The following is a 25,570-nucleotide window of genomic DNA, read 5'->3' on the forward strand; positions in this document are numbered from 1 at the left end:
GACGGCTTCACACCAGAAGTAACAGTGACAGACAACCATGATGGTAGTCATACGATTACAGTTACGCAACCAGAAGGACGTCCAGCCCTTACAACAATCGTTAAAAACGGAGTAGACGGACAAACACCAAAAGTCAAAGCTGTTCGTGATGAAGCTAAAAAACAAACTACTCTAACCTTCTACATTGACAAAGATGGCGATGGAAACTATACAGAAGGCACAGATACGCTCGTTCAAACATCCATCGTTAAAGACGGAGAGAAAGGTGAAGATGGGAAAACTCCTGAAGTAACTGTAACATCAGGAAAAGATGGACATAGTTCTGACATTACATTCACTGTTCCAGGAAAAACTCCGGTAACAGTAAATGTTAAAAATGGCGAAAACGGTCTAAATGGGAAAACTCCAAAAGTTGATCTACTACGTGTTGAGGGACAAAATGGTAACCCATCTCATACAATTGTGACATTCTATACTGATGAAAACAATGATGGTAAATACACACCAGGAACTGATGAACTTCTAGGATCAGAAATGATTAAAGATGGTGCTAAAGGTGCTGACGGACGTGATGGTAAGTCATTGCTCACTGTTAAAGAAGGTAAAGAAACAAAGGTTTATCAAGAAGATCCAGCTCATCCGGGTCAACCATTAACTCCTGACAGACCTCTTGCAGTCATTAGAGATGGGGTAGACGGAAAATCACCAACTGTAACTGCTGCTCGTAAGGAAGAAGTTGATCATAAGGGAGTAGAGATTACTGTCGATAATCACGATGGTTCACAACCGACTACAGTATTTGTTCATGATGGAGCTAAAGGCGAAACTGGAGCGAATGGTCAAAATGGACAAACACCTACAGTTACAACTCAACGTGGAGCAGATGGACATAGTACAGTTGTAACCATTACAACACCAGGAAAAGAACCAGTAACATTTACAGTTAGAGATGGTCTAGATGGACATAATGGTAACAATGGACGAACTCCTAAAATTGATTTACAACCATATGTTAATGGAGAAGATTCCTTTAGAAGAGCTAGAAGAAGTGTAGGAAATAACCCGGATGAAGTATCAGGACATCCTAATTCTAGAGCAACATCTTCTGATAACGCAGATGGTACTCATGTTACAGTTTATTTTGATAATAATGGAAATAATCATTACGATCCGGGAGTAGATGAGTTAATCAGTGAACGTGATGTATTGAACGGAGTTAATGGAGAAAATGGTGCTAGTGGTAGAGACGGACGTAATGGATCTGAACTTTTAAGTGGAAATATTGCACCAACTCCAAAAGATGGAAAAAATGGAGATACTTATATTGATAGTTCAACAGGAGATGTCTATAAAAAACAAAACGGAGCATGGAACAAGACTGGCAATATAAGAGGACCTCAAGGAGCAAAAGGAGATACACCAGAAGTTACAGCTAAACCAGGAACAGATAGACATAGTACAGATATTACAATTACAACACCAGGAAAAGATCCTGTTACTGTAAATGTAAAAAATGGTAAAGATGGAAAATCTTTAGTTGCTAAAAAAGAAGGTAATGAAACTAAAATTTTTGTAGAAGATCCAGCAAATCCAGGTCAACCATTAGATGCTACAAAACCACTTGCAACAGTTCTTGATGGACTAAAAGGTGAAAAAGGTGATAATGGAGCAGATGGTAAATCACCAGTTGTCACAATGACAGATAATGGAGATGGAACACATTCTATTACAGTACGAAATGGAGATGGCTCTGAATCAACTACTAAAGTTAAAGATGGTAAAGATGGGAAAACAGCTACTATCACCACAACTGAAAATCCAGATGGAAGTCACACAATTACTGTAACAAATCCAGATGGAAGCTCAAAAGAAACTGTTGTTAAAAATGGTAAAGACGGTAAGACTCCAAAAGTTGAAGTCACTGATAACAACGATGGAACTCACACTGTTAAAGTGACGGATGGAGACGGTAATGTAACGAACGCTATCATCAAAGATGGTAAAGATGGTAAAGCTGCTTCAGCTACAACAAGAGAAAATCCAGATGGAAGTCACACAGTAACAATCACTAACCCAGACGGAACTAAGAATGAGTTTGTTGTGAAAAATGGACGTGACGGTGTTGACGGACGTACTCCAACCGCATCTGTTCGTGATAATGGAGACGGAAGTCATACAATCGTTATTACAAATCCAGAAGGTGTGACAACTGAAACTACAGTTCGTGATGGTAAATCACCAAAAGTTACGATAACTGATGAACAAAATGGAACTCATAAGATTTCAGTTCTAAATGGGGACGGAACAACTACTGAAACGATCATTAAAGATGGTAAATCACCAGTAGCGACTATTAAAGACAACCATGATGGTACTTACACTATTCGTGTAGAAAACGGTAATGGTACTGTTTCTGAAACTACAGTTCGTGATGGTAAATCACCAACTGCTAAGGTTGTGGATAACGGAGATGGCACTCACACGATCACAGTTGTGAACTCAGACGGTACAACTACAACAACCACAGTTCGTGATGGTAAAGCACCAAAACTTGAAGTGATTGATAACAACAATGGTTCACACACTATTAAAGTGACAGGAGCAGATGGTAAAGAAACTACAACTACAATCTTTGATGGTAAATCACCAAAAGCGAACATCGTTGATAACGGAGATGGAACTCACACCTTAACAATCGTTGATTCTGATGGCCGTGAATACAAATCTATTATCAAAGATGGTAAAGATGGCGTTTCACCAACTGTAACTGTTAAAAATAATAACGATGGAACTCACGTTGTTACAATTACTAATCCGGATGGAAGTAAGACAGAAATGGTGATTAAAGACGGTAAAGATGGTAAATCACCAAAAGTTTCTGTTGAAGATAATGGAGATGGTAGTCATACAATCACAATCATTAATTCTGACGGAACTGTGACAAAAACAGTTGTTAAAGATGGAAAAGATGGTCGCGACGGTAAAGACGGCAAAGATGGTAAATGTGGATGCCAAGACAAACCAGTAACACCATCAAATGACAAACCAGTTTCTCCAACCCCTAATGTGCCAGAAAGACCAACGTTTGCAATGCCAGAACCACCAGTTCATGAATTGCCAGAATTCAACGGTGGTGTGCCAGGTATGCCTGAAGTTGCTGAAGTACCAGAATTAGATATTCCAACAGTACCAGCACAACCAACACCAGAAGTGCCAGTACAACCAACTCCAGTTGTTCCAACACCAGAAGTACCGGTTAAACCAGTACCAGCGGTTCCAGAACAACCAGTAGTACCAACACCGGCTCAACCAGCAACTCCAGTAAATGCTAACCCAGTAGTTCCAACTACAGGTAAAGAAAACCATGGGGACAAATTACCTGAAACTGGAAGCCAATCTGATTATATCTCTATTCTTTTAGGTAGCGGTATTCTATTGAGCCTATATGTAGGTCGAAGAAAAGAAGATTAATCAGCCAAAAGCAGTCACTAATTTCTCGAAAGCAGATGATAAGTGATAGATCTCGAATGAAAGAATATTCTTAGGACGATTTTCCATGATGGAAAGACTGCTAAAAACCTTGAGTGGTAAGGCTCAAGGTTTTTTTGGATGGCTGATGTTTGTCTGAAAATCTTGATTGAGTCTAAAAATGCCACCCTATGAGGTGGCTATAATTGATTTAGACTTCTTAAAATTCTCTATTTTTTACTAGATTGCTGCGATCAAGTCTTGAGCTTGTTTTTCAAGTGAGTTTAGGACTGTTTCTTCAAGAACCAATTTTCCGTCTGCCCAAGCAGAGTCGTTAACACGTGCAACAGTAAAGTCACCAACGACTTGTGTACGGATAAATGGCAAGAGGTCCTTGTAGATAGCGAATAGTTGATCGTGACCTGCATTGGCTACAGATGATACGGTGACAAACTTGTCTTGAAGGGCAGAAGCACCACGTGTATCAGACAAGTCAAGGGCACGAGATAGCCAGTCCAGCAAGTTTTTCACTGTTCCAGGGATAGAGAAGTTGTAGACTGGAGAGAAGATCCAGATAGCATCTGCAGCGAGAACTGCTTCACGAGCAGCAGCTACAGCTGGGTGAGTTGGAACTTCCAAATCTTGGCTGAAGAGAGGAAGGGCTGAATAATCAAGGTAGCTAACTTCTGCTTTACCAGCAAGTGCTTTCTCAGCTTCGAGGGCCATTTGGTGGTTGAAAGAACCTTGACGTAGTGATCCGACGATAAATAATACTTTTTTAGACATGATGTGTCTCCTTTTTCTTAAATTTCCGAGAACCCTCTCGTTGTTATAAAATATATTACAACAAAACAAAAGGACTTGCAAGAAATTTGCTCAGAGTTTATTTGAAAATTAAAAATTACAGAAACTTTAGTCATTTGCGACTGGAAAAGTAAGAACTGTTCGTTTTGAATCCTGGTTTATATTTGATTTTCGAAGAGTATTCCTATATTCTCTTGTAATATGATGATATAAGTGCTAAAATAAACGAAAAACTCGAAATAGAAACCGTAGAACGGCTATTTTCTGATATCATTTCATAAACAATTAAACGAAAATAATGGCATTGAAGAATGCTTCTAAAAAGGGTGGAGATCATGTAAGACACAGATTAACAAGTGACGGACAAAAGAAATAATAATACACTTGTTAAAGGAGAAAAAATGTTAATAAGAAATTATCGGAAAAATATTGGCCTGATGGCCGGAGTTGAGTTTTTTGCATTTCTAGGGATTACCAGTTTTTGGATTCTCTTTCTCAGTCAAAACGGCATGTCTCTTTGGCAGATTGGGCTCCTGGAAAGTATTTTTCATACGACCAGTCTTCTCTGTGAAATTCCATCTGGTATGTTAGCTGACCGCTATTCCTATAAGACCAACCTTTATTTAAGTCGAATAGCAGGGATTGTGTCTTCTATTCTCATGTTGGCTGGGCAGGGAAATTTTTGGATTTATGCACTAGCTATGGCGGTAAGTGCCTTGTCTTATAATTTTGATTCAGGAACAAGCGCAGCAATGGTCTATGACTCGGCTGTAGAGGCTGGACTAAAGGAGCGTTATCTATCCATTTCAAGTTTCATATCAGGAGTGTCAGAAGGAACCCAGTCTTTGGGGACAGTGCTAGCAGGATTTTTTGTTCATGGTCAATTGCACCTGACCTACTATATCATGATTGCCACTTCTATCATAGTTCTTTTCCTGATTTGGATGCTGAAAGAACCTAGTGTCAAGCTAGAAAAAGCTGATAGTGTGACCATGAAACAGATTATTTGGACTGTTAAGGATGAGTTGAAGAGAAATCCCATGCTTTTAAACTGGATGATTTTATCTCAGATTGTCGGAACACTCATGTATATGTTTTATTTTTACTATCAAAATCAGTTGCCAGATTTAAGTAGTTGGCAAATTTCAGCAGTTATGCTACTTGGAAGTCTCTTGAATATCCTCGCAATCTATCTAGCGAGTAAGATTGGAAAGAAATATGCTGCCTTGAAGCTTTTTCCTATTCTCGTCCTGCTGACTGGAATCACCTATATGCTGTCCTACTTTGGAACACCTCTAATCTATATTCTGATTTATTTGATTAGTAATGCTCTGCATGCTCTTTTTAAGCCGATTTTTGACAATGATTTGCAAGGGCGCCTTCCAAGTGAAGTAAGGGCAACCATGCTGAGTGTCTATTCTATGATGTTTAGCTTGAGTATGATTGTCTTCTTTCCACTGACAGGCTGGTTGATTGACCATTTAGGCTTTGTAGTAGCATTTCTTTATCTAGGATTCTTTTTAGTCATGATTAGCCTTCTACTGCCTATCTTTTTAGGAAAAATGGCTAAAAGAATAGATGATAAAATAATTCCATAAATTAAAAGAAATTTTAAAAACTTGAGTACCAAAGCTCAAGTTTTTTAATAGGTTGATTTTGGAGCTGTCTTTGCTTTTCTTGCTCGGTTTTAAACAAGAAAAATCGGTTTACTTTGAAGGAAGAAATAAAGTGCGATTGTTCTTTCATTCACTTGTAATAAAGCCCAATAGATGGTAAAATAGACGAGTGAAAAAAAGACAAAAAAAAGCAAAAAATAATCTACTGTGGCAGTATGGTCTAGGGATGACGATTTTGTTTGTGGTTATCAGTGCTTCCTTTCTGTATCTGGTTTCTCTCGGCATGAAACCCTATCAAACAGCTAAAAGTGAAGGAGAAAAATTAGCTCAGCAGTATGCAGGATTAGAGCAGACTGATCAGGTTGACTTATACAATGGCTTAGAATCCTATTACAGCGTTCTTGGTCGTAATAAAAAACAAGAATCACTTGCTGTCCTGATTGGAAAAGATGACCATAAGATTTACGTTTATCGGCTAAATCAGGGTGTTTCACAAGAAAAAGCAGAAGCTGTTTCTAAAGAAACAGGAGCAGGCGAGATTGACAAGATAACCTTTGGCCGTTATCAAGACAAACCAATTTGGGAAGTTAAGTCAGGAACTGATTTTTATCTAGTAGATTTTGAAACAGGAGCATTGGTCAATAAGGAGGGCCTATGAAACTATCCAACCGTGTTTTAGAAATGGAAGAAAGTGTCACTTTAGCTAGTGATGCGAGAGCAAAAAAATTAAAAGCTCAAGGTAAGGATGTCCTTTTCTTGACCTTGGGACAACCAGATTTTCACACCCCTGAAAATATTCAGGATGCAGCAGTTAAAGCTATTCGAGAAGGACAGGCTTCCTTCTATACAGTAGCTTCAGGTCTACCAGAATTAAAAGCTGCAGTGAATACCTACTTCGAGCGCTACTATGGCTATTCTGTCGCAAGTAATGAGGTTACCTTTGCTACAGGTGCCAAGTTCTCCCTCTATACTTTCTTTATGGCTGTAATCAATCCTTTAGATGAGGTTATTATTCCAACTCCATACTGGGTTAGTTATGGAGATCAGGTCAAGATGGCAGAAGGGCTTCCAGTCTTTGTTCAAGCTAAAGAAGACAATGATTTTAAAGTCACGGTGGATCAACTAGAACTAGTTAGGACAGATAAGACAAAGGTTTTGGTTCTCAATTCACCATCTAATCCGACTGGTATGATCTATACTCGTGAAGAATTACTAGCTATCGGAAATTGGGCAGTTGAGCATGACATTCTGATTTTAGCAGATGATATATACGGCCGCCTTGTTTATAATGGGAATGAATTTGTTCCAATCTCAAGTCTATCAGAAGCAATTCGTAAGCAAACCATTGTCATTAACGGTGTATCAAAAGCTTATGCCATGACAGGTTGGCGGGTAGGTTATGCAGTGGGTGATCTAGAAATCATTGCTGCTATGAGCAAATTGACAGGTCAAACAACTTCTAACCTAACTGCTGTTTCACAATATGCAACCATCGAAGCCTTAACAGGACCACAGGATTCTGTTGATATCATGCGTCAAGCTTTTGAGGAGCGTCTCAATACCATTTATCCGCTATTGTGTGAGGTCCCTGGTTTTGAAGTCGTTAAGCCACAAGGAGCTTTCTATCTCTTCCCAAATGTCAAAAAAGCCATGGAGATGAAAGGTTATACGGATGTGACTGACTTTACAACAGCTATCCTTGAGGAAGTTGGTTTGGCACTCATAACAGGAGCTGGCTTTGGAGCGCCAGAAAATGTGCGCCTCAGCTATGCGACAGACCTAGACACGCTTAAAGAAGCAGTTAAACGCTTGAAAGCATTTATGGAAAAATAAAAGAAAAGGAAAAACAATGACAAAACGTGTAACGATTATTGATGTAAAAGACTATGTTGGTCAAGAAGTGACGATTGGCGCTTGGGTTGCCAATAAATCAGGCAAAGGGAAAATTGCCTTCTTACAATTGCGTGATGGAACAGCCTTCTTCCAAGGTGTGGCCTTTAAACCAAACTTTGTAGAAAAATTTGGTGAAGAAGTGGGGCTTGAGAAGTTTGATGTCATCAAACGCTTGAGCCAAGAAACTTCTGTTTATGTGACAGGGATTGTCAAAGAAGACGAACGTTCTAAATTTGGCTATGAGTTGGACATTACAGACATCGAAGTGATTGGTGAATCTCAAGACTACCCAATCACACCAAAAGAACACGGAACAGACTTCTTGATGGACAACCGTCACTTGTGGCTACGCTCTCGTAAGCAAGTAGCTGTTATGCAAATCCGTAACGCTATCATCTATGCAACATATGAGTTCTTTGACAAGAACGGCTTCATGAAGTTTGATAGCCCAATCCTTTCAGGAAATGCGGCGGAAGACTCAACTGAACTCTTTGAAACTGACTACTTCGGAACTCCAGCCTACTTGAGCCAATCAGGTCAGCTTTACCTAGAAGCGGGTGCTATGGCTCTTGGTCGTGTCTTTGACTTTGGTCCAGTATTCCGTGCTGAAAAATCAAAAACGCGTCGTCACTTGACTGAGTTCTGGATGATGGACGCAGAGTACTCATACTTGACACACGATGAGTCACTTGACTTGCAAGAAGCTTATGTAAAAGCTCTTCTACAAGGTGTTCTTGATCGCGCGCCTCAAGCCTTGGAAACATTGGAACGTGATACAGAACTCTTGAAACGCTACATTGCAGAGCCCTTCAAACGTATCACTTACGATCAAGCTATTGACCTCTTGCAAGAGCATGAAAACGATGAAGACGCTGACTACGAACATCTTGAGCATGGTGATGACTTTGGTTCACCGCATGAAACTTGGATCTCAAACCACTTTGGTGTGCCAACTTTTGTCATGAACTACCCAGCAGCTATCAAGGCCTTTTACATGAAGCCAGTTCCTGGAAATCCAGAGCGCGTGCTTTGTGCAGACTTGCTTGCTCCAGAAGGTTACGGAGAAATCATCGGTGGTTCTATGCGTGAGGAAGACTACGATGCCCTTGTTGCTAAGATGGATGAACTTGGCATGGATCGTACAGAGTATGAATTCTACCTTGACCTTCGTAAATACGGTACAGTTCCACACGGAGGATTTGGTATTGGTATCGAACGTATGGTAACCTTCGCAGCAGGAACAAAACACATCCGTGAAGCCATTCCATTCCCACGTATGTTGCACCGTATTAAACCGTAAGAACAGGAAAACGCCCATGTGGCGTTTTTTTCATGGAAAGGTCTAGAAACGAAAGAAAATATTATCAGGTTTTCAAAATCTTGATAATATGCACTTTTCGTGAAAATATTTACTTCCTTTTCTTATAAAATTGAATTTGTGCTAGAAACATACTACCAGTTGTTCAGAATAGAGTTTCGTATCCTAGTACATTAATCTTATTGTTTAAAAACTGATGTATGTACTACTTTCTTCAAGGAAGTAGTAGATTGAAACCATAAATATATATATATATAAGCATGAAACTTGAATTAATAATAGCGGCATGATACAATAGTGAGTGATATTGATAATTATTAGGCAACCCTTTTTAAAATGATAACCTCTTAATATTACTAAAAAATTTAAGGGGGGGGGGCTTTTTATTTGTCTGGATATTTCAATTCAATATTAAAAAGTATGCATAAAGGAGGTTGTGACTCTAAATGAAGGGTAAACAACAAGATTTTAGAACGGAAAAGTATATTCGTTATGGTATTCGTAAATACAGTTTTGGAGCAGCATCAGTAGCGATTGCGGCTGGTTTAATGTTCTTAGGAAATGGAGCAGTTTCAGCTACTGAACAAAATCCAGTTTCAGACTCTAAAGAAAATATTCAAAAAGTAGAAAATGCTTCTCCAGAATTAGGAGCAAGTACTATTCAGTTGACAGAAAAGACAGCTGAAACACCTAAGAAAGAAGAAGTTCAAGTAAATAAGTCACTTCTTGAAACGAGTATTTCAAATTTAGAGACTACATTATCAAATGCTAAGTATGCGGATGCCTCAGTTGTAACCAATGCTCGTGAAGCCTTAGCTACTGCGAAAGCTGTTTTGGCAAATGAAACTGCCAAGCAAGAAGAAGTAAATATTCAAAAAGATATTCTTTCTTCATTGAAAACAGTTGTAACAGAATCAAACAAGCTAGGATTAGAAACAAAAGAGGCTGATAAAGATAAGGCAGCAAAAGAAGAAGCAGAAAAAAACATCACACCAACAGAAAAAGCTGTTTCTGCTGTAACAACTATCTTGACACAAATTTCTTCAGAGGCTGATGTAACCAATACACTTGCCACTACAGAACTTCGTAAGAAAGAAGTATCAGAAGAAAATAGAGTAGCAGTTGAAGCAGCGGTTGCTAAAAACCAAGCGGTACTTAACGAATCAAAAGTACTTTTAGCTGATAAGAGCGTTACAAAGGAACAAGTAGATGCTCAATTAGCTCGCTTAAATGAATCAATTCTTGCAGTTTACAGTGAACTTAAAAAAGCAGGAATTGGTCGTGATGGTAAATTTGAGGTGGCCTTAGCTGATGTAGCTGAAAGAGTGGACGAAGCACCATTAACAGAAGCTGAACAAGGTGATCACTGGAAAAAATATGCTGAAAAAAATACAGAACGTTTAAAACACCAAATTAAATGGTTCGATATCACAAGTAAAACAGCAGTCGTTGAAAATCTTGGAGACGGTGGAAAACTACAAGTTGGAACCAAGTTCAAACAAGAATTGACTCCTGGATATGTTGTGGAAATGGAAGTTACAGCACTTAAACCATTTAACTCAACTGACGTTTATAAAGAACGTGGAGGAGCAGGTTATGATCCTAACGCTCAAAACGTGTATAAAGACGGTACACCAGCAGAAGTAAAAGTAGTTCGTCAAGGTGGATATTCTGTAGCGAAAACAAATGGAATTGATACAGGTGGTACGACAGTAATCCAATCTGTAAAAAATGGAGCGAACGTTGGGGTAGAATTCAAAGTTAAAGCGACTTTAAATGGTAAAGAAGTACCAGCGAACGTTGTATTTGCTACAGGGGAAGAAGCGGGTTCATCTGAGATTGAAATCTACAAAACTGATGGGGATGGATTCGAATTAGTTACTGAATTATCGAATAAAAACTATCGAGTACCAACTGCTCGTTCTTATACTGCAGAATCATACGATAACCGTTATAACTTAACTCCAGTAGGAAATGGTCAAGGTCGTCAATTAGGACAATCTTACTCTATCGAAGGAAAAGGAAAAACAGCCTTTGAACCATTTATCGCTGATAAAGCAAAAGGTTTCCGTTCAACTGAAATTACAGAAGATACAGTATCAACTGTAACAGACAAAGATGGAACGGTTTATAGTGATGGTTTAGGAACACAAGTATTCGGACCAGCGGTTACTCACCGTGATTCTGGTATGTCTACGCCAGTTGTGTTAACGCGTAATGCTAAAAACCTAGGTGTTTATATTCTATCAAGTGGTCAACAAGGGGCTATGTTCGGATTCATGGTATTAGATGATGGGGATGCTCCAGCCTCTTATGGTAAAGTAGGTCATGCAATCGCAAAAGGTGCTGGAATTACACAACCGTACTTAGGTTCAAAAGAGCCAGATATCGATATCCGTACTGAGAAGATTACAGATGAAACAGCCTTCAAATATGATGATGTGAATGGTGAAGGTGGAGACGAAGGTGCTCGCCAATTAATGGGTGATAAAGTAGAACAAGGCGATAACTACAAACTGAAAAAAGTTAATGACGGTACTTACTCATTGACATTTGACGCTCACTTAGGTGGCGGTAAAAATGCCTTCGTAAATGGCTGGATTGACTTTAATGGAAATGGTAAATTCGATGAAAATGAAGGTGCTGGAGCTGTTGAAGTAACAAAAGATGGAGAAGTAACACTAACTTGGACAACTCCTGTTCAAAACGTAGATGTAACTGCGACTAAATTGGCAACTCGTTTACGTATCGCAAACGATAAAGCAGATGTTAAAGAAGCGACAGGAATTGCATATTCTGGGGAAGTAGAAGACTTTCAAATCCAACAAACAATTCCACCACGTGGTACAAAAGAAGAAACGTACGATGTTCAAGGTGCGACTCAACGTTCTACTATTAAATTCAACGCTTATGGAAATAAAGACTATAACTTTGAAGAAAAAGCAGCGATTGACGAAACAGTTAAACCGCAAATCGTCAGAGCGGATGGAACAGTTGTTCAAGATGCAGATTTAGTAGATGGTTACTATGTAGTACCAGGACAAGGGAAATATAAAGTTACAGCTAAAGGAAAAGACGTTAGTGTAGAATTCGTTCCAGAAGCTACATTCGTTGGAGATGCAGACGGTATTACAATTCGTCGTACAGATACGAATGGTGCTACAACTGGATGGGGTAAAATTGGTAAACCAATCATCAACGGTGAAGGTGATAACAGAGACCAACTGACATTAATCAGTGAACAAGTGACACCAGAAGGCGCTTCAGAAAAAGGTTCAATGGATGGACGTTATATCCCTCACGTAATGAAACGTGAAATCGTAGATGGAAAAGAGAAATCTAACGATATTCAAGGAGCGAAACAAACAAGAACTCCTGAATTCAAAGATACTGCGAATAACAAGATTACTCCTTCAGAAGAATTCCCAGCTAAGTTAGTGGATCCTAAGACAGGAAATCCAACAGATGAAACTGAAATTCCAGCTACAAAAGATGGTAAAACAATCGGTACTTACACGATTACACCTACAACAGGAGAAGTAGTATTCACGCCAAATAAAGACTTTACTGGTGAACCAGATCCAGTTAAAGTTTCATTTACAGGTAAAGTTGGGGTAGACAAAGATGGACAACCTGTAACTTCAACAGGTACAGTAACTTATCAACCAAAAGTTAAACCAGTTACACCAACTGCAGAAGGTGGAGAAACGACTAAACCTCAAGGTGAAACACAAGAACAAGAAATTACATTTACTCCAGGTAAAAACACTGTTACTTACTTAGATAAAAATGATAACCCAGTTGAAGTTGAAAAATCAGTTCCAATGAATCCTGATGCTTATACATTATTAGGAGAAGATGGACAACCAGCTACAGAAGTTCCAGCGAAAAAACCGGATGGAACAGTGATTGGGACATATACGTTAACAGTAGTAGATGGAGTGCCAACAGCTGTATTTACACCAACAGATAAAACTTATGTTGGGCCAGTTCTTCCTGTAACAATCCAAGGGGAAGACGAAAATGGTACAAAAGCAACAGCTACGTACACACCACACATCACACCAGTAGAACCAACAGCTAAAGAAGCTGAATCTACTGCAAAACAAGGAGATGTTCAAAAAGGAATTCCAACATTCACACCAGGTTCAGATAAATCAACAATGAAACCTGAAACATTAACGTTAGTGGATGACAGTGGAAACCCAGTTGAAACATTACCAGCAACAGATAAAAATGGTAATAAAGTAGGAGATTACACAGTAGATAAAACTACTGGAGAAGTAATCTTCACACCAACAGATAAATCTTATGCAGGTGCAGTATTGCCAGCTCGTGTTCGTATGCAAGACTCAAACGGAACACCAGCAGAAACAAACTATACTCCAAACATCGTTCCAGTAAGACCACAAGGGCAAGCTGCTGAATCAAAAGCTCCTCAAGGACAAACTCAAGAAGGAACAGTATCATTTACTGGAGGAACAGTTACAGTAAATGGTAAAGAAGAAACTGTTGCGATTCAAGAAGGAAGTGCAAGACTATTAGATCGCGATGGAAATCCATTAGAACCAACTGCGAAACAAGACGTAATGGGACCAGATGGTAATAAGATTGGGGAATACTCAATTGATCCAACTACGAATAAAGTAACGTACAAACCAACTGATTTACAATACACTGGTAAAGTACCACCAGCAGTTGTTCAAGCGTTAGACGTAAATGGAACACCGGCGGTTACAACTTACACGCCAAGTATTATTCCAGAAAAACCAACTGCAGAAGAAGCAACTTCTATCAAACCACAAGGACAAGTTCAAAAAGGAACGGTAACATTTACTGCAGGTTCAGAAGTAACACCAATCGTTACAAGTAAAACGACTTTATTAGATGAAAACAATCAACCAGCTGAAGAAGTTCCAGCTAAGAGTCCAGAAGGTAAAGTAATTGGTAAATATACATTAAATAAAGATACTGGTGAAGTAACCTTTACTCCAGACCCTACAGTACCGTATGCAGGAGATGTAGTTCCTGTAACAGTACGTGGAGAAGATACAAATGGTTCACAAGTTACAACAACTTACACACCATCGATTATCCCTGTTAACCCAAGTGCAAACCCTGCTAAATCAGAAGGACCACAAGGGGTAGAACAAACAGGAACAGTTGAATTTATTCCAGGTAACCCAAATAAAGAACCAGAATCACCAGCTCCAATCGTTAAATCTACCATTAAGTTACTAGATAAATCAGGAAATGAAGCTGAAACAGTAACAGTGACTAAAGATGGTAAAGAAATCGGAGTTTACTCACTAGTTAAAGATGCTAATGGAGTGCCAACAGGTGAAGTGAAATTCACACCAACAGACAAAACATATGTTGGAGAAGTTGAACCAGTAACAGTACAAGCAAAAGATACGAACAGTACTGTGGCGAAAACAACTTACACACCGAAATTTACTGGAGTAACACCAACAGGAACACCTGTAGAATCAACAGGAATCCAAGGTAAAACTCAAGAAGGTACACCAACATTCACAGCAGGTGAAGTGAAAGTACCAATTAAGATTGATGAAACTCAACCAGCGACATTCTATAATCCTGTTACAAAAGAACCAATTACAGAAACTGAAATTCCAGCTACTAAAGATGGAAAAGAAGTTGGTAAGTACACAATTGATCCAAAATCAGGAAAAGTAACATTCACACCAAACAAAGACTTCACAGGAACACCAGATCCAGTGACAGTACAAGTAAAAGATGCGAATGGAACACCAACAACAGCGACTTACACACCAACAGTAACACCAGTAACACCAACAGGAACTCCAACAGAATCAACAGGAATCCAAGGTAAAACTCAAGAAGGTACACCAACATTCAAACCAGGAAACAGCGAAGTGCCAATCACAATTACGGATGAGCAACCAGCACAATTCGTAGTAGATGGAAACCCTGTAACAGAAAAAGAAATTTCAGCTACAAAAGATGGAAAAGAAGTTGGTAAGTACAAAATTGATCCAAAATCAGGAAAAGTAACATTCACACCAAACAAAGACTTCACAGGAACACCAGATCCAGTGACAGTACAAGTAAAAGATGCGAATGGAACACCAGCAACAGCAACTTACACACCAACAGTAACACCAGTAACACCAACAGCGGAAGGTGATAAATCAACAGGACTTCAAGGAAAAGTACAAACAGGAACACCTAAATTTACACCAGGTAACCCAGAAGTACCAATGGATGATGAAGTACCAGCAACATTCGAAGATGGAAGTACAGTTAAAGAAGTTAAAGGTGTAGGTAAATACGAAGTAGCGAAAGATGGAAAAGTAACATTCACACCAGAAAAATCATTTACAGGAGAAGCACCAGCGGTAACTGTAAAACGCGTAGATAAGAATGGAACACCAGCAACAGCAACTTACACACCAACAGTAACACCAGTAACTCCAACAGCAGAAGGTGATAAATCAACAGGACTTCAAGGAAAAGTACAAACAGGAACACCTAAATTTACACCAGGTAACCCAGAAGTACCAATGGATGATGAAGTACCAGCAACATTCGAAGATGGAAGTACAGTTAAAGAAGTTAAAGGTGTAGGTAAATACGAAGTAGCGAAAGATGGAAAAGTAACATTCACACCAGAAAAATCATTTACAGGAGAAGCACCAGCGGTAACTGTAAAACGCGTAGATAAGAATGGAACACCAGCAACAGCAACTTACACACCAACAGTAACACCAGTAACTCCAACAGCTGAAGGGAAAATATCTGAAGGAGCTAAAGGTGAAGTTCAAACAGGAAAACCAACATTCAAACCAGGAAATCCAGAAGTACCAATGGATGATGAAGTACCAGCAACATTTGAAGATGGAAGCACTGTTAAAACAGTAGAAGGTGTTGGTAAATTCGAAGTTGCCAAAGATGGAACAGTAACATTTACACCAGAAAAATCATTTACAGGAAAAGCACCAGCTGTTACTGTAAAACGTGTAGATAAGAACGGAACACCAGCAACAGCAACTTACACACCAACAGTTCGTCCTGATACTAAGTTTGTAGTAGTAGGAAAAGATGGAAAAGAAACAGAACTTATCCCATCTAAAGATGGAGAAAACCCATCTGAACCAGTTCCAGGCTACAAAGTTGTTAAGACTGAAAAAGATAAAGATGGTAATACAAAACACATCTACGAAAAAGTAACAACTTCATTCAAGGATAAAGAAGGAAACGAAATTCCAAACTATCCAAGTGAACCAGGAACAGTTGATAAGAAAGACATTCCAGGCTACCGCTTCGTAGAAACGAAGAAACTTCCAAACGGAGATATCGAACACGTATATGAAAAGGTTGTAACGCCAACACCAACACCTTCTCCATTTGAATACAAAATCATCACAACTTATGTAGATGAAAACGGAGAATTAATCATCCCAGATGAAAATGGTTCACATCCAGGTAAAGAATTAAAAGGATATGAAATCGTTCGTACTGAAACAGATGCGAATGGCAATGTCCATAATATTTACCGTAAAGTGACAACACCAGAAACATCAATCATCACAACATTTGTGGACGAAAATGGTAACCCAATTCTTCCAAATGAAAATGGTGAAGTTCCAGCTAAAGATATCTCAGGATATGAATTAGTAAGAACAGAAAAAGATGCAAACGGTAATGTACGTCATGTTTATCGTAAGGTTCAAGAAACAACACAAGAGCAACCAGTACAACCAACAGCAGTGAAAGAAGCTGAAGGTAAACGCGAATTGCCAAATACTGGTACAGAAGCTAACGCTAGCCTTGCAGCACTTGGACTCCTTGGAGCTTTGAGTGGATTTGGACTTCTTGCTCGCAAGAAAAAAGAGGACTAAAAACTCATAGTTTTTAAGAAGATGATTCGTCATCTTCTTTTTTTATTTTAGTCTTTTTACTTGCGTAAAAAATTATTTTCTAGTATAATAGTTTATTGTGAGCGAACCTCACTTACCCCTTGCAAAGTCTTGGGGTCATTAGACCAAAAGGAGGAACATATCAATGGCTAAATACGAAATTCTTTATATTATTCGTCCAAACATTGAAGAAGAAGCTAAAAACGCTTTGGTAGCACGTTTTGACTCTATTTTGACTGACAACGGTGCAACTGTTGTTGAATCAAAAACTTGGGAAAAACGTCGTCTTGCATACGAAATCAAAGATTTCCGTGAAGGACTTTACCACATCGTTAACGTTGAAGCAAACGACGACGCTGCTCTTAAAGAGTTTGACCGTCTTTCAAAAATCAACGCTGACATTCTTCGTCACATGATCGTCAAAACTGACGCGTAAGAAGGTAAACTATGATTAACAATGTTGTACTTGTAGGGCGTATGACACGTGACGCTGAGTTGCGTTATACCCCATCAAATGTAGCAGTTGCGACTTTTACTCTTGCAGTAAACCGTACATTTAAGAGTCAAAATGGCGAACGTGAGGCTGATTTTATCAATGTCGTTATGTGGCGCCAACAGGCTGAAAATCTTGCTAACTGGGCTAAAAAAGGCTCACTTATCGGGGTGACAGGTCGTATCCAGACTCGTAGTTACGATAACCAGCAAGGACAACGTGTCTACGTGACAGAAGTCGTGGCTGAGAATTTCCAAATGTTGGAAAGCCGTAGTGTGCGTGAGGGTCATACAGGTGGAGCTTACTCTGCACCAACTGCAAACTATTCAGCGCCTACAAATTCAGTACCAGACTTTTCACGTGATGAAAATCCATTTGGAGCAACAAATCCATTGGATATTTCAGATGATGATTTACCATTCTAATGGACAACTAAAATTATAAAGGAGAAAAAACATGGCTCAACAACGTCGTGGCGGATTCAAACGCCGTAAAAAAGTTGATTACATCGCAGCAAACAAAATTGAATATGTTGATTACAAAGATACTGAGCTTCTTAGCCGTTTCGTTTCAGAACGTGGGAAAATCCTTCCTCGTCGTGTAACAGGAACTTCAGCTAAAAACCAACGTAAAGTAACAACAGCTATCAAACGCGCTCGCGTAATGGCTTTGATGCCTTTCGTAAACGAAGATTAAAAAAGAGGTCCGGGTGGACCTCTTTTTCAGACCCGGGTGGGTCTTTTTTTCACGAGCCTTGAAATGAGAGAGCGAGTTTGGGTCCTGGTGGACCTCTTTTTCATGAGCTTGAAAACAAGAAAGCGAATGAAGACCCCGATGGGTCTTTTTTCACGAGCTTTGAAACGAGAAGGCGAGTTAGGTCCAGTGGACCTCTTTTTCATAAACATGTCTCTTTTCTCATCCAAGGAATTACAATAAAACTGGAAACTTTTTGAAAATAGGGGATTTAGCTACTTTATGGTATAATGGAAAGAGTTAGATTGAAAGAGGTAGTGAGATGGATGCAAAATTAAGATACAAGGCAAAGAAAATCAAGATTGTCTTTTTTGATATTGATGATACATTGAGAAATTCCAAGACGGGTTTTATTCCAGCTTCAATCCCAACTGTTTTTAAGCAATTACGTGAGAAAGGAATTTTGACAGGTATTGCTTCTGGACGGGGGATTTTTGGTGTCGTGCCAGAGATTCGTGAGCTCAAGCCTGACTTTTTTGTGACCTTAAATGGTGCCTATATTGAAGATAAAAAAGGTCAGGTCATTTATCAACATCAGATTGAGAAGTCAGATGTTGAGGAGTATATCTCTTGGGCTAAGCAAGAAGGAATTGAGTATGGCTTGGTTGGGAGTCATGATGCCAAGTTGTCGACTCGCACCGATATGATGAGTGAAGCTATTAATCCAATTTACCCTGATTTAGATGTAGATCCAGATTTCCATGAAAAAGAAGATATCTATCAGATGTGGACTTTTGAAGATAAGGGAGATGACTTGCACTTGCCTGACAGTCTCTCAGACAAACTTCGCATGGTTCGTTGGCATCAACATTCGTCTGATATTGTACCGATTTCAGGCTCCAAAGCGACGGGTGTGGAAAAGGTTGTGGAACACCTTGGCTTGAAACCAGACAACGTCATGGTTTTTGGAGATGGCCTCAACGACTTGGAACTCTTTGATTATGCTGGAATCAGTGTAGCCATGGGAATTTCTCATGATAATATCAAAGAAAAAGCAGATTATATTACAAAAACACTAGAAGAAGACGGCATTTTTGATGCCTTGCAAGGATTTGGTATGGTAGAAAAAGAATTACATTTCCCACAAGTTGATATTACAGCAGTAGAAGGTCCTTTAGCGACTATTAAAACAAATCATGGAGATTTGCGTATCAAGCTCTTCCCTGAACAGGCACCTAAAACAGTGGCTAACTTTGTTGCTCTTTCAAAAGATGGCTATTATGATGGAGTTATTTTCCACCGTATTATCAAAGATTTTATGATTCAAGGTGGAGATCCGACTGGTACAGGTATGGGTGGTGAGTCTATCTATGGAGAAGCTTTTGAGGATGAGTTTTCTGAAGAACTATACAATATACGTGGTGCCCTTTCAATGGCGAATGCGGGTCCAAATACCAATGGGAGTCAATTCTTTATCGTTCAGAATCAACACTTGCCATACTCTAAGAAAGAGATTGCACGTGGTGGTTGGCCAGAACCAATTGCGGGAATCTATGCAGAACAAGGTGGGACCCCTCACCTAGACCGCCGTCACACGGTTTTTGGTCAGTTAGCTGATGATGCTTCTTACGCTGTCTTGGATGCCATTGCTGCTGTTGAGACAGGGGCTATGGACAAGCCAGTTGAAGATGTTGTGATTGAAACAATTGAAATCGAGGACTAAGATGAAAATCGGTGATAAGCTAAAGGGGCGTATTACAGGGATTCAGCCCTATGGTGCCTTTGTTGAACTAGAGACGGGTGATACGGGGCTGATTCACATTTCAGAGATTCGAACAGGATTTATTGAAAATATTCATGAAGCTCTGAAAGTCGATGAAGAGGTTCAGGTTCAGGTAGTGGATTTAGATGAATTTACAGGGAAAGCCAGTCTTTCTATCCGTACTTTGGAGGAAGAAAAGCACCAGTTTCCTAGACGGAGACGTTTTTCAAGCGACCGCTTTAACTATGGCTTTGCGCCTCTCAAACGAATGATGCCAATTTGGACTAAGGAAGCCCTTCAACATTTGAAGAAGCAGAAGCACTAGTTAGAAACCCCTACCTTTTGTAATGTTAATATAAATTTGCTATAATAGAACCATGGAAGAAGAACAATTATTAAAATCAGGAGAGCGCATTAACCAGCTCTTTTCGACAGATATCAAAATCATTCAAAATAGAGAGGTTTTTAGCTATTCGGTGGATAGTGTTCTCTTGTCACGCTTTCCACGTTTTCCTAAGAAGGGATTGGTAGTGGATTTCTGCGCTGGGAATGGAGCAGTGGGGCTTTTTGCCAGCACCCGTACTCAGGCACAGATTTTGGCTGTTGAGATTCAGGAGCGTTTGGCGGATATGGCTGAACGCTCTGTCCGTTTGAATGGATTAGAGGAGCAAATGCAGGTCATTTGTGATGATTTGAAAAATATGCCTGCTTACATTCAGGGAAGTAAGGTGGATATGATTTTGTGTAATCCGCCTTATTTCAAGGTGGATCCGCATTCCAATCTGAATGAGAGTGAACATTATCTCTTGGCGCGACATGAAATTACGACCAATCTGGAGGAAATCTGCCGTAGTGCCCAAAGTATTCTCAAATCCAATGGGCGTTTGGCCATGGTTCATAGACCTGATCGACTCTTGGATATCTTGGATATGTTGCAACGCCATAATCTAGCTCCCAAGCGCCTGCAGTTTGTTTATCCAAAACGGGAAAAGGAAGCTAATATGCTCTTGATTGAGGCTATCAAGGATGGCTCTACAAGTGGCTTTAAGGTCTTACCTCCTTTGATTGTCCACAATGATGATGGTTCTTATACTCCCGAACTTGAAGAGATTTATTATGGATCATAAGGCTTATATGTATGTGCTGGAGTGTCGTGATGGTTCTTATTATACAGGGTATACGACTGATGTGAGAAGACGCCTCGCTGTCCACAATAGTGGGAAGGGAGCCAAATATACAAGAGCTCGCTTGCCAGTCAAACTCATCTATGCTCAAGGTTTTGCCAGTAAGGAAGAAGCCATGTCGGCAGAAGCCCTGCTCAAGCGTAAGAAACGACCACAGAAGGAGCAATTTTTATCTGAAAATCAAGATAGAAACTTACTCATACTCAATGAAAATCAAAGAGAAAACTAGGAAGCTAGCCGTAGGTTGCTCAAAGCACTGCTTTGAGGTTGCGGATAGAGCTGACGTGGTTTGAAGAGATTTTCGAAGAGTATCAGTTATTTTGAAGAATCGTGAGGAGCCCTTTGACTCCTCTTACTTTTGTCAAAAAGCGAAAAAAATGCTACAATAAAGAGAATAAACAAAATGAGGTATTATCATGTCTAAGATTCTAGTATTTGGTCACCAAAATCCAGACTCAGATGCCATCGGGTCATCTGTAGCCTTTGCCTACCTTGCAAAAGAAGCTTATGGTTTGGATACGGAAGCTGTTGCCCTTGGAACTCCAAATGAAGAAACAGCCTTTGTCTTGAACTATTTTGGTGTGGAAGCACCGCGTGTTATCACTTCTGCTAAAGCAGAAGGTGCAGAGCAAGTTATCTTGACTGACCACAATGAATTCCAACAATCTGTATCAGATATCGCTGAAGTAGAAGTTTATGGTGTTGTGGACCACCACCGTGTGGCTAACTTTGAAACTGCAAGCCCACTTTACATGCGTTTGGAGCCAGTTGGATCAGCTTCATCAATCGTTTACCGTATGTTCAAAGAACATGATGTAGCTGTTCCTAAAGAGATTGCTGGTTTGATGCTTTCAGGTTTGATTTCAGATACCCTTCTTTTGAAATCACCAACAACACATCCAACAGATACAGTCATTGCTCCTGAATTGGCTGAATTAGCTGGTGTCAACTTGGAAGAATATGGTTTTGCAATGCTTAAGGCTGGTACAAACTTGGCTAGCAAATCTGCTGAAGAATTGATTGACATCGATGCTAAGACTTTTGAATTGAACGGAAATAATGTTCGTGTTGCTCAAGTAAACACAGTTGATATCGCTGAAGTATTGGAACGCCAAGCAGAAATTGAAGCTGCAATGCAAGCTGCTAACACAGCAAACGGCTACTCTGACTTTGTCTTGATGATTACAGATATCGTCAACTCAAACTCAGAAATCCTAGCACTTGGTGCTAACATGGGCAAGGTCGAAGCAGCCTTCAACTTCAAACTTGAAAACAATCATGCCTTCCTTGCTGGTGCTGTTTCACGTAAGAAACAAGTGGTACCTCAATTGACTGAAAGCTTTAATGCTTAAGATTTTGGGTGTCAGTTCAAAATAGGAAAGTTTAGTTTGAATTATATCGAAAGGAGTTTCGGCTCCTTTTTTTCTAGGAGTGAAATATGTTAGACAATGGCGATTTGATTTTTGTGAGAGATGAGTCGGACATGGGACAGGCCATCCAGACTTCCACAGGCAACTATAGTCATGTTGCCATTTATTTGGATGGGATGATTTACCATGCTAGTGGACAGGCGGGTGTTGTCTGTCAGAAACCAGCAGATTTCTTTGAGTCCAATCACTTGTACGACCTCTATGTCTACTCAGAAATGGATATCCAGTCTGTGAAGGAGAGAGCTTGCAAGCATATTGGAGCACCTTACAATGCTTCTTTCTATCCAGATGGAGCTGGTTTTTACTGTTCCCAGTATATGGCAGAAGTCTTACCGATTTTTGAAACTATTCCCATGAAATTTGGAGATGGGACTCAGGAGATTAGTGATTTTTGGAGGGAGTATTATAGAGAGCTAGGTTTGCCTGTCCCTCTAAATCAAGCTGGGACCAATCCTAGTCAGTTGGCAGCGTCTCCTCTGTTAGAATGTAAAGAAAGGAATCTTCATGATTCAGATTTTTAATCCCTCTAGTTTGACGAGACAGCCTTTTTTTGGAGAATTGATCCGCTATCTGGACCAGCATGATGATGTGATTCTACGGGAAATCAAGGCCCAATTCCCATATGTAGCAGTTGATAAACTCATGGAAGAGTATATCAAGGCTGGATTGATTCTACGAGAAAATAAGCGTTATTACCTCAATCTTCCTTTGCTGGAATCACTTGATAGTCTCGAACTGGACCAAGAGATTTTTGTCAGCGAAGATAGTCCAGTCTATCAAGCCTTGTTGGAGAAGAGTTTTGAGACAGAATTGCGCAATCAAACAAATGCAGCTATTTTAGTTGAACAGACGGACTTTGCGCGAACAAAAATGACCCTGTCCAATTATTTCTACAAGGTCAAACAGCAGTATCCTTTGACAGAAAAACAGCGGGAGCTCTATGCCATTTTGGGAGATGTTAATCCAGAGTATGCTCTCAAATATATGACGACTTTTTTGTTGAAATTTCTCAAAAAAAATCAGCTCATGCAGAAACGCCGTGATATCTTTGTGGACAGTTTGGTAGTCCTAGGCTATATTGTCCAAAATGAAGATGGAAAGTATGAGTTGGCAGTCGATTTTGATAAGAAAAGTCTAAGTTTTTACCTAGCATAGTATTCTGCTCTGAGCACTTTATTTGACTTGATGACATAATAAATATATACTAAAAGCAACGATAACACTTATCGGAATAAACCTATAGGAGACAATCATATGTCACTTGGAAACAAATTGGAACAAGCAACAGGGGCTATCAAAGAAGGATTCGGTAAAGTTACTGGGGATAGCAAGACTGAAGCAGAGGGAGCTGTAGAAAAGACAGTTGCTAAGGCAAAAGAAGTAGTTGAAGATGCTAAAGGCGCTGTAGAAGGTGCCGTTGAAGGTTTGAAAAACGCTTTTAAATAAAGATAGTAAAAAATCAAGGGTTTCATTTCCCTTGATTTTTTACTATCTTATAAATAATTTTCTGCGACGGCTGCATCTCCTGGATAGGATTCTTTCTTGCCTTGGACGATTTGGTAGCAATCGGCTCCCTTACCAGCAATAATGACTGCATCTAATTCTTGATTTGTGATAGCCATGGCTGACTTGATGGCTTCTTGGCGATCCGCAACCTTTTCAACAGGATGGCTAATATAGCTACTGATTTCATCCGCAATGGCCATTGGATCTTCATAGTTGGGGTCATCAGCAGTCAGAAAGACTTGAATCTCAGGATGTTGATTAAGGAGGAGGCCAAAGTCCTTACGACGGCTTTCTCCCTTGTTTCCTGTCGAACCCAGAACCAGTGCAATCTTTCCAGTTTGATGAGTCTCTACAACATTGATTAGTTTTTTCAGACTATCACCATTGTGGGCATAGTCGATGAAAACCTTGGCACCATTTTTCTGAGTCAGGACTTCCATACGGCCAGGAACACGGGTTGCAGCGATTCCTTTCTTGATGTCCTCAAGACTTGCTCCGAGACGGAGACAAGCAAGTCCAGCAGCAACGGCATTTTCTTGGTTGAAGTGACCGATGAGTTGGATATCATAATCACCAGCGATCTTCCCTCTAGCTGAAAAGCTAAAGGCTTTGGAATTCTCGATTTGGTTATCAGACTGGCTACCATAGAAATCATGTTCTTGATGTTCAACTTGTTCTTTCAAGACAGAAAAGTGGTCCATGTCGCTGTTAATGATAACTGCTCGGCTATGTTCCATCAAGAGTCGCTTGTGGTAGAAGTAGTCTTCAAAGCTAGGGTGTTCAATCGGGCCAATATGGTCTGGGCTGATATTGAGGAAAACTCCTACATCAAAGGTTAGACCATAAACACGTTTGACAAGATAGGCTTGACTAGATACCTCCATGATGAGGTGGGTGCGGTTATTTTGCACAGCTTGATTCATCATGTCAAAGAGGTCAATGCTCTCAGGAGTTGTCAATGCAGACTTAAAGAAAGTCTTGCCATCTAGAGTTGTGTTCATGGTCGACAACATAGCAGGTCGGTGACTTTGAGATAAAATGTTATAGGCAAAATAGGCTGCTGTTGTCTTACCCTTAGTACCAGTAAAGGCAAGGAGTTTGAGTTTTTCCTGTGGATTGCCATAAAATTCCATGGCAATCAAACTCATAGCTTTCTTGATATCACTGACGATAATGGCAGGAATACCAACTTCATAGTCCTTTTCAGCCACATACCAACCGAGTCCTTGAGAGATTGCTGAAAGAAGAAATTCCTTCTTAAAGGCAGCACCCTTGACGAAAAAGAGGCTCTTTTCTTTAGCCTTACGACTGTCATAGCAGATGGTGTCAAACACGACATGGCTGTAGTTGTAGTGATAGTGTCCTTGGTCGATAATCTCACGGAAGAGATTATCTTTCTTTAAAATATCTAATACGGTTTCAATCTTAATCATACTTTCTATTGTAAACCGAAAGTCGTAAATTTACAAGTGACAAGGAAAAGTTTATAATGGAAGATGAGG

19 protein-coding genes are annotated in these 25,570 nt (G+C 39.7%); 17 read left to right on the plus strand and 2 right to left on the minus strand.

Going from position 1 to position 25,570, the window contains the following annotated elements; genetic code table 11:
* Positions 1-3,471, plus strand: a 3,471-nt coding sequence (locus RWM06_RS02785) for an LPXTG cell wall anchor domain-containing protein (RefSeq protein ID WP_313970033.1), incomplete at its 5' end; no start/stop codon positions are given.
* Between the two features lie 237 nt (positions 3,472-3,708).
* On the opposite strand, the gene RWM06_RS02790 is transcribed toward RWM06_RS02785, so the two are convergent.
* Positions 3,709-4,254, minus strand: a complete 546-nt coding sequence (locus tag RWM06_RS02790; protein ID WP_313970034.1) for an NADPH-dependent FMN reductase — start codon at positions 4,252-4,254, stop codon at positions 3,709-3,711.
* Positions 4,255-4,673: 419 nt separating this feature from the next.
* On the opposite strand from RWM06_RS02790, the gene RWM06_RS02795 reads away from it, so the two are divergent.
* From RWM06_RS02795 to RWM06_RS02870, 16 genes are all read left to right on the plus strand, one after another.
* A complete protein-coding gene (locus tag RWM06_RS02795; protein WP_313970035.1) occupies positions 4,674-5,870 on the plus strand; it encodes an MFS transporter in 1,197 nt (398 codons plus the stop codon).
* A gap of 187 nt (positions 5,871-6,057) precedes the next feature.
* Complete coding sequence (locus RWM06_RS02800) at positions 6,058-6,546, plus strand: DUF5590 domain-containing protein (RefSeq protein ID WP_313970036.1); 489 nt, start codon at positions 6,058-6,060, stop codon at positions 6,544-6,546.
* Positions 6,543-7,721 (plus strand): pyridoxal phosphate-dependent aminotransferase, encoded by a 1,179-nt coding sequence (locus RWM06_RS02805; RefSeq protein WP_313970037.1) that lies wholly within the window; start codon positions 6,543-6,545, stop codon positions 7,719-7,721. Before RWM06_RS02800 ends, RWM06_RS02805 begins: the two co-directional genes overlap by 4 nt.
* Positions 7,722-7,737: 16 nt before the next feature.
* Positions 7,738-9,081: an asparagine--tRNA ligase gene (gene asnS / locus RWM06_RS02810; protein ID WP_000167160.1), complete on the plus strand. Its 1,344-nt coding sequence runs from the start codon at positions 7,738-7,740 to the stop codon at positions 9,079-9,081.
* A 464-nt stretch (positions 9,082-9,545) separates the two neighbouring features.
* Positions 9,546-16,982, plus strand: coding sequence for an Ig-like domain-containing protein (locus tag RWM06_RS02815; protein WP_313970038.1), 7,437 nt, complete (start codon positions 9,546-9,548; stop codon positions 16,980-16,982).
* 163 nt (positions 16,983-17,145) lie between these two features.
* Positions 17,146-17,436 carry a 30S ribosomal protein S6 gene (gene rpsF, locus RWM06_RS02820; protein ID WP_001151784.1) on the plus strand — a complete coding sequence of 97 codons (291 nt, stop codon included), beginning with the start codon at positions 17,146-17,148 and terminating at the stop codon, positions 17,434-17,436.
* Between the two features lie 11 nt (positions 17,437-17,447).
* A complete protein-coding gene (gene ssbA / locus RWM06_RS02825; protein WP_000609606.1) occupies positions 17,448-17,918 on the plus strand; it encodes a single-stranded DNA-binding protein SsbA in 471 nt (156 codons plus the stop codon).
* 31 nt (positions 17,919-17,949) lie between these two features.
* A complete protein-coding gene (gene rpsR / locus RWM06_RS02830) occupies positions 17,950-18,189 on the plus strand; it encodes a 30S ribosomal protein S18 (RefSeq protein ID WP_000068664.1) in 240 nt (79 codons plus the stop codon).
* Between the two features lie 319 nt (positions 18,190-18,508).
* Positions 18,509-19,909, plus strand: coding sequence for a bifunctional Cof-type HAD-IIB family hydrolase/peptidylprolyl isomerase (locus tag RWM06_RS02835; protein WP_313970039.1), 1,401 nt, complete (start codon positions 18,509-18,511; stop codon positions 19,907-19,909).
* Between the two features lies 1 nt (position 19,910).
* The gene (locus RWM06_RS02840; protein WP_261029483.1) at positions 19,911-20,273 is read left to right on the plus strand and encodes a S1 RNA-binding domain-containing protein; all 363 of its coding nucleotides are present in this window, start codon (positions 19,911-19,913) and stop codon (positions 20,271-20,273) included.
* Positions 20,274-20,325: 52 nt separating this feature from the next.
* Positions 20,326-21,075, plus strand: coding sequence for a tRNA1(Val) (adenine(37)-N6)-methyltransferase (locus RWM06_RS02845; RefSeq protein ID WP_313970040.1), 750 nt, complete (start codon positions 20,326-20,328; stop codon positions 21,073-21,075).
* A complete protein-coding gene (locus tag RWM06_RS02850; RefSeq protein ID WP_102210621.1) occupies positions 21,065-21,361 on the plus strand; it encodes a GIY-YIG nuclease family protein in 297 nt (98 codons plus the stop codon). The genes RWM06_RS02845 and RWM06_RS02850 overlap by 11 nt, the downstream gene beginning before the upstream one ends.
* 187 nt (positions 21,362-21,548) lie before the next feature.
* Positions 21,549-22,484, plus strand: coding sequence for a manganese-dependent inorganic pyrophosphatase (locus RWM06_RS02855; protein WP_313970041.1), 936 nt, complete (start codon positions 21,549-21,551; stop codon positions 22,482-22,484).
* Between the two features lie 86 nt (positions 22,485-22,570).
* Positions 22,571-23,083: a YiiX/YebB-like N1pC/P60 family cysteine hydrolase gene (locus tag RWM06_RS02860; protein WP_313970042.1), complete on the plus strand. Its 513-nt coding sequence runs from the start codon at positions 22,571-22,573 to the stop codon at positions 23,081-23,083.
* The gene (locus RWM06_RS02865; RefSeq protein ID WP_313970043.1) at positions 23,067-23,717 is read left to right on the plus strand and encodes a DUF1803 domain-containing protein; all 651 of its coding nucleotides are present in this window, start codon (positions 23,067-23,069) and stop codon (positions 23,715-23,717) included. Before RWM06_RS02860 ends, RWM06_RS02865 begins: the two co-directional genes overlap by 17 nt.
* Before the next feature lie 99 nt (positions 23,718-23,816).
* The gene (locus tag RWM06_RS02870; RefSeq protein ID WP_313970044.1) at positions 23,817-24,008 is read left to right on the plus strand and encodes a CsbD family protein; all 192 of its coding nucleotides are present in this window, start codon (positions 23,817-23,819) and stop codon (positions 24,006-24,008) included.
* A 47-nt stretch (positions 24,009-24,055) separates the two neighbouring features.
* Here the strand turns inward: RWM06_RS02870 and RWM06_RS02875 are convergent, their stop codons facing one another.
* Entirely contained in the window at positions 24,056-25,501 is a 1,446-nt protein-coding gene (locus RWM06_RS02875) for a UDP-N-acetylmuramoyl-L-alanyl-D-glutamate--L-lysine ligase (protein ID WP_313970045.1), read from the minus strand.
* Positions 25,502-25,570 lie beyond the last annotated feature (69 nt).

Origin of the sequence: uncultured Streptococcus sp. (genome assembly GCF_963516575.1) — a bacterium.
GTDB lineage: Bacteria > Bacillota > Bacilli > Lactobacillales > Streptococcaceae > Streptococcus.

Bases quoted from the DNA above. Each gene is read 5' to 3' on its own strand.
- RWM06_RS02840 (WP_261029483.1), top strand. From the start codon at position 19,911: ATGAAAATCGGTGATAAGCTAAAGGGGCGTATTACAGGGATTCAGCCC.
- rpsR (WP_000068664.1), top strand. From the start codon at position 17,950: ATGGCTCAACAACGTCGTGGCGGATTCAAACGCCGTAAAAAAGTTGAT.
- RWM06_RS02805 (WP_313970037.1), top strand. From the start codon at position 6,543: ATGAAACTATCCAACCGTGTTTTAGAAATGGAAGAAAGTGTCACTTTA.
- RWM06_RS02865 (WP_313970043.1), top strand. From the start codon at position 23,067: ATGATTCAGATTTTTAATCCCTCTAGTTTGACGAGACAGCCTTTTTTT.
- RWM06_RS02860 (WP_313970042.1), top strand. From the start codon at position 22,571: ATGTTAGACAATGGCGATTTGATTTTTGTGAGAGATGAGTCGGACATG.
- RWM06_RS02815 (WP_313970038.1), top strand. From the start codon at position 9,546: ATGAAGGGTAAACAACAAGATTTTAGAACGGAAAAGTATATTCGTTAT.
- RWM06_RS02850 (WP_102210621.1), top strand. From the start codon at position 21,065: ATGGATCATAAGGCTTATATGTATGTGCTGGAGTGTCGTGATGGTTCT.
- RWM06_RS02855 (WP_313970041.1), top strand. From the start codon at position 21,549: ATGTCTAAGATTCTAGTATTTGGTCACCAAAATCCAGACTCAGATGCC.
- RWM06_RS02870 (WP_313970044.1), top strand. From the start codon at position 23,817: ATGTCACTTGGAAACAAATTGGAACAAGCAACAGGGGCTATCAAAGAA.
- RWM06_RS02845 (WP_313970040.1), top strand. From the start codon at position 20,326: ATGGAAGAAGAACAATTATTAAAATCAGGAGAGCGCATTAACCAGCTC.
- ssbA (WP_000609606.1), top strand. From the start codon at position 17,448: ATGATTAACAATGTTGTACTTGTAGGGCGTATGACACGTGACGCTGAG.
- rpsF (WP_001151784.1), top strand. From the start codon at position 17,146: ATGGCTAAATACGAAATTCTTTATATTATTCGTCCAAACATTGAAGAA.
- RWM06_RS02875 (WP_313970045.1), bottom strand. From the start codon at position 25,501: ATGATTAAGATTGAAACCGTATTAGATATTTTAAAGAAAGATAATCTC.
- asnS (WP_000167160.1), top strand. From the start codon at position 7,738: ATGACAAAACGTGTAACGATTATTGATGTAAAAGACTATGTTGGTCAA.
- RWM06_RS02790 (WP_313970034.1), bottom strand. From the start codon at position 4,254: ATGTCTAAAAAAGTATTATTTATCGTCGGATCACTACGTCAAGGTTCT.
- RWM06_RS02795 (WP_313970035.1), top strand. From the start codon at position 4,674: ATGTTAATAAGAAATTATCGGAAAAATATTGGCCTGATGGCCGGAGTT.
- RWM06_RS02835 (WP_313970039.1), top strand. From the start codon at position 18,509: ATGGATGCAAAATTAAGATACAAGGCAAAGAAAATCAAGATTGTCTTT.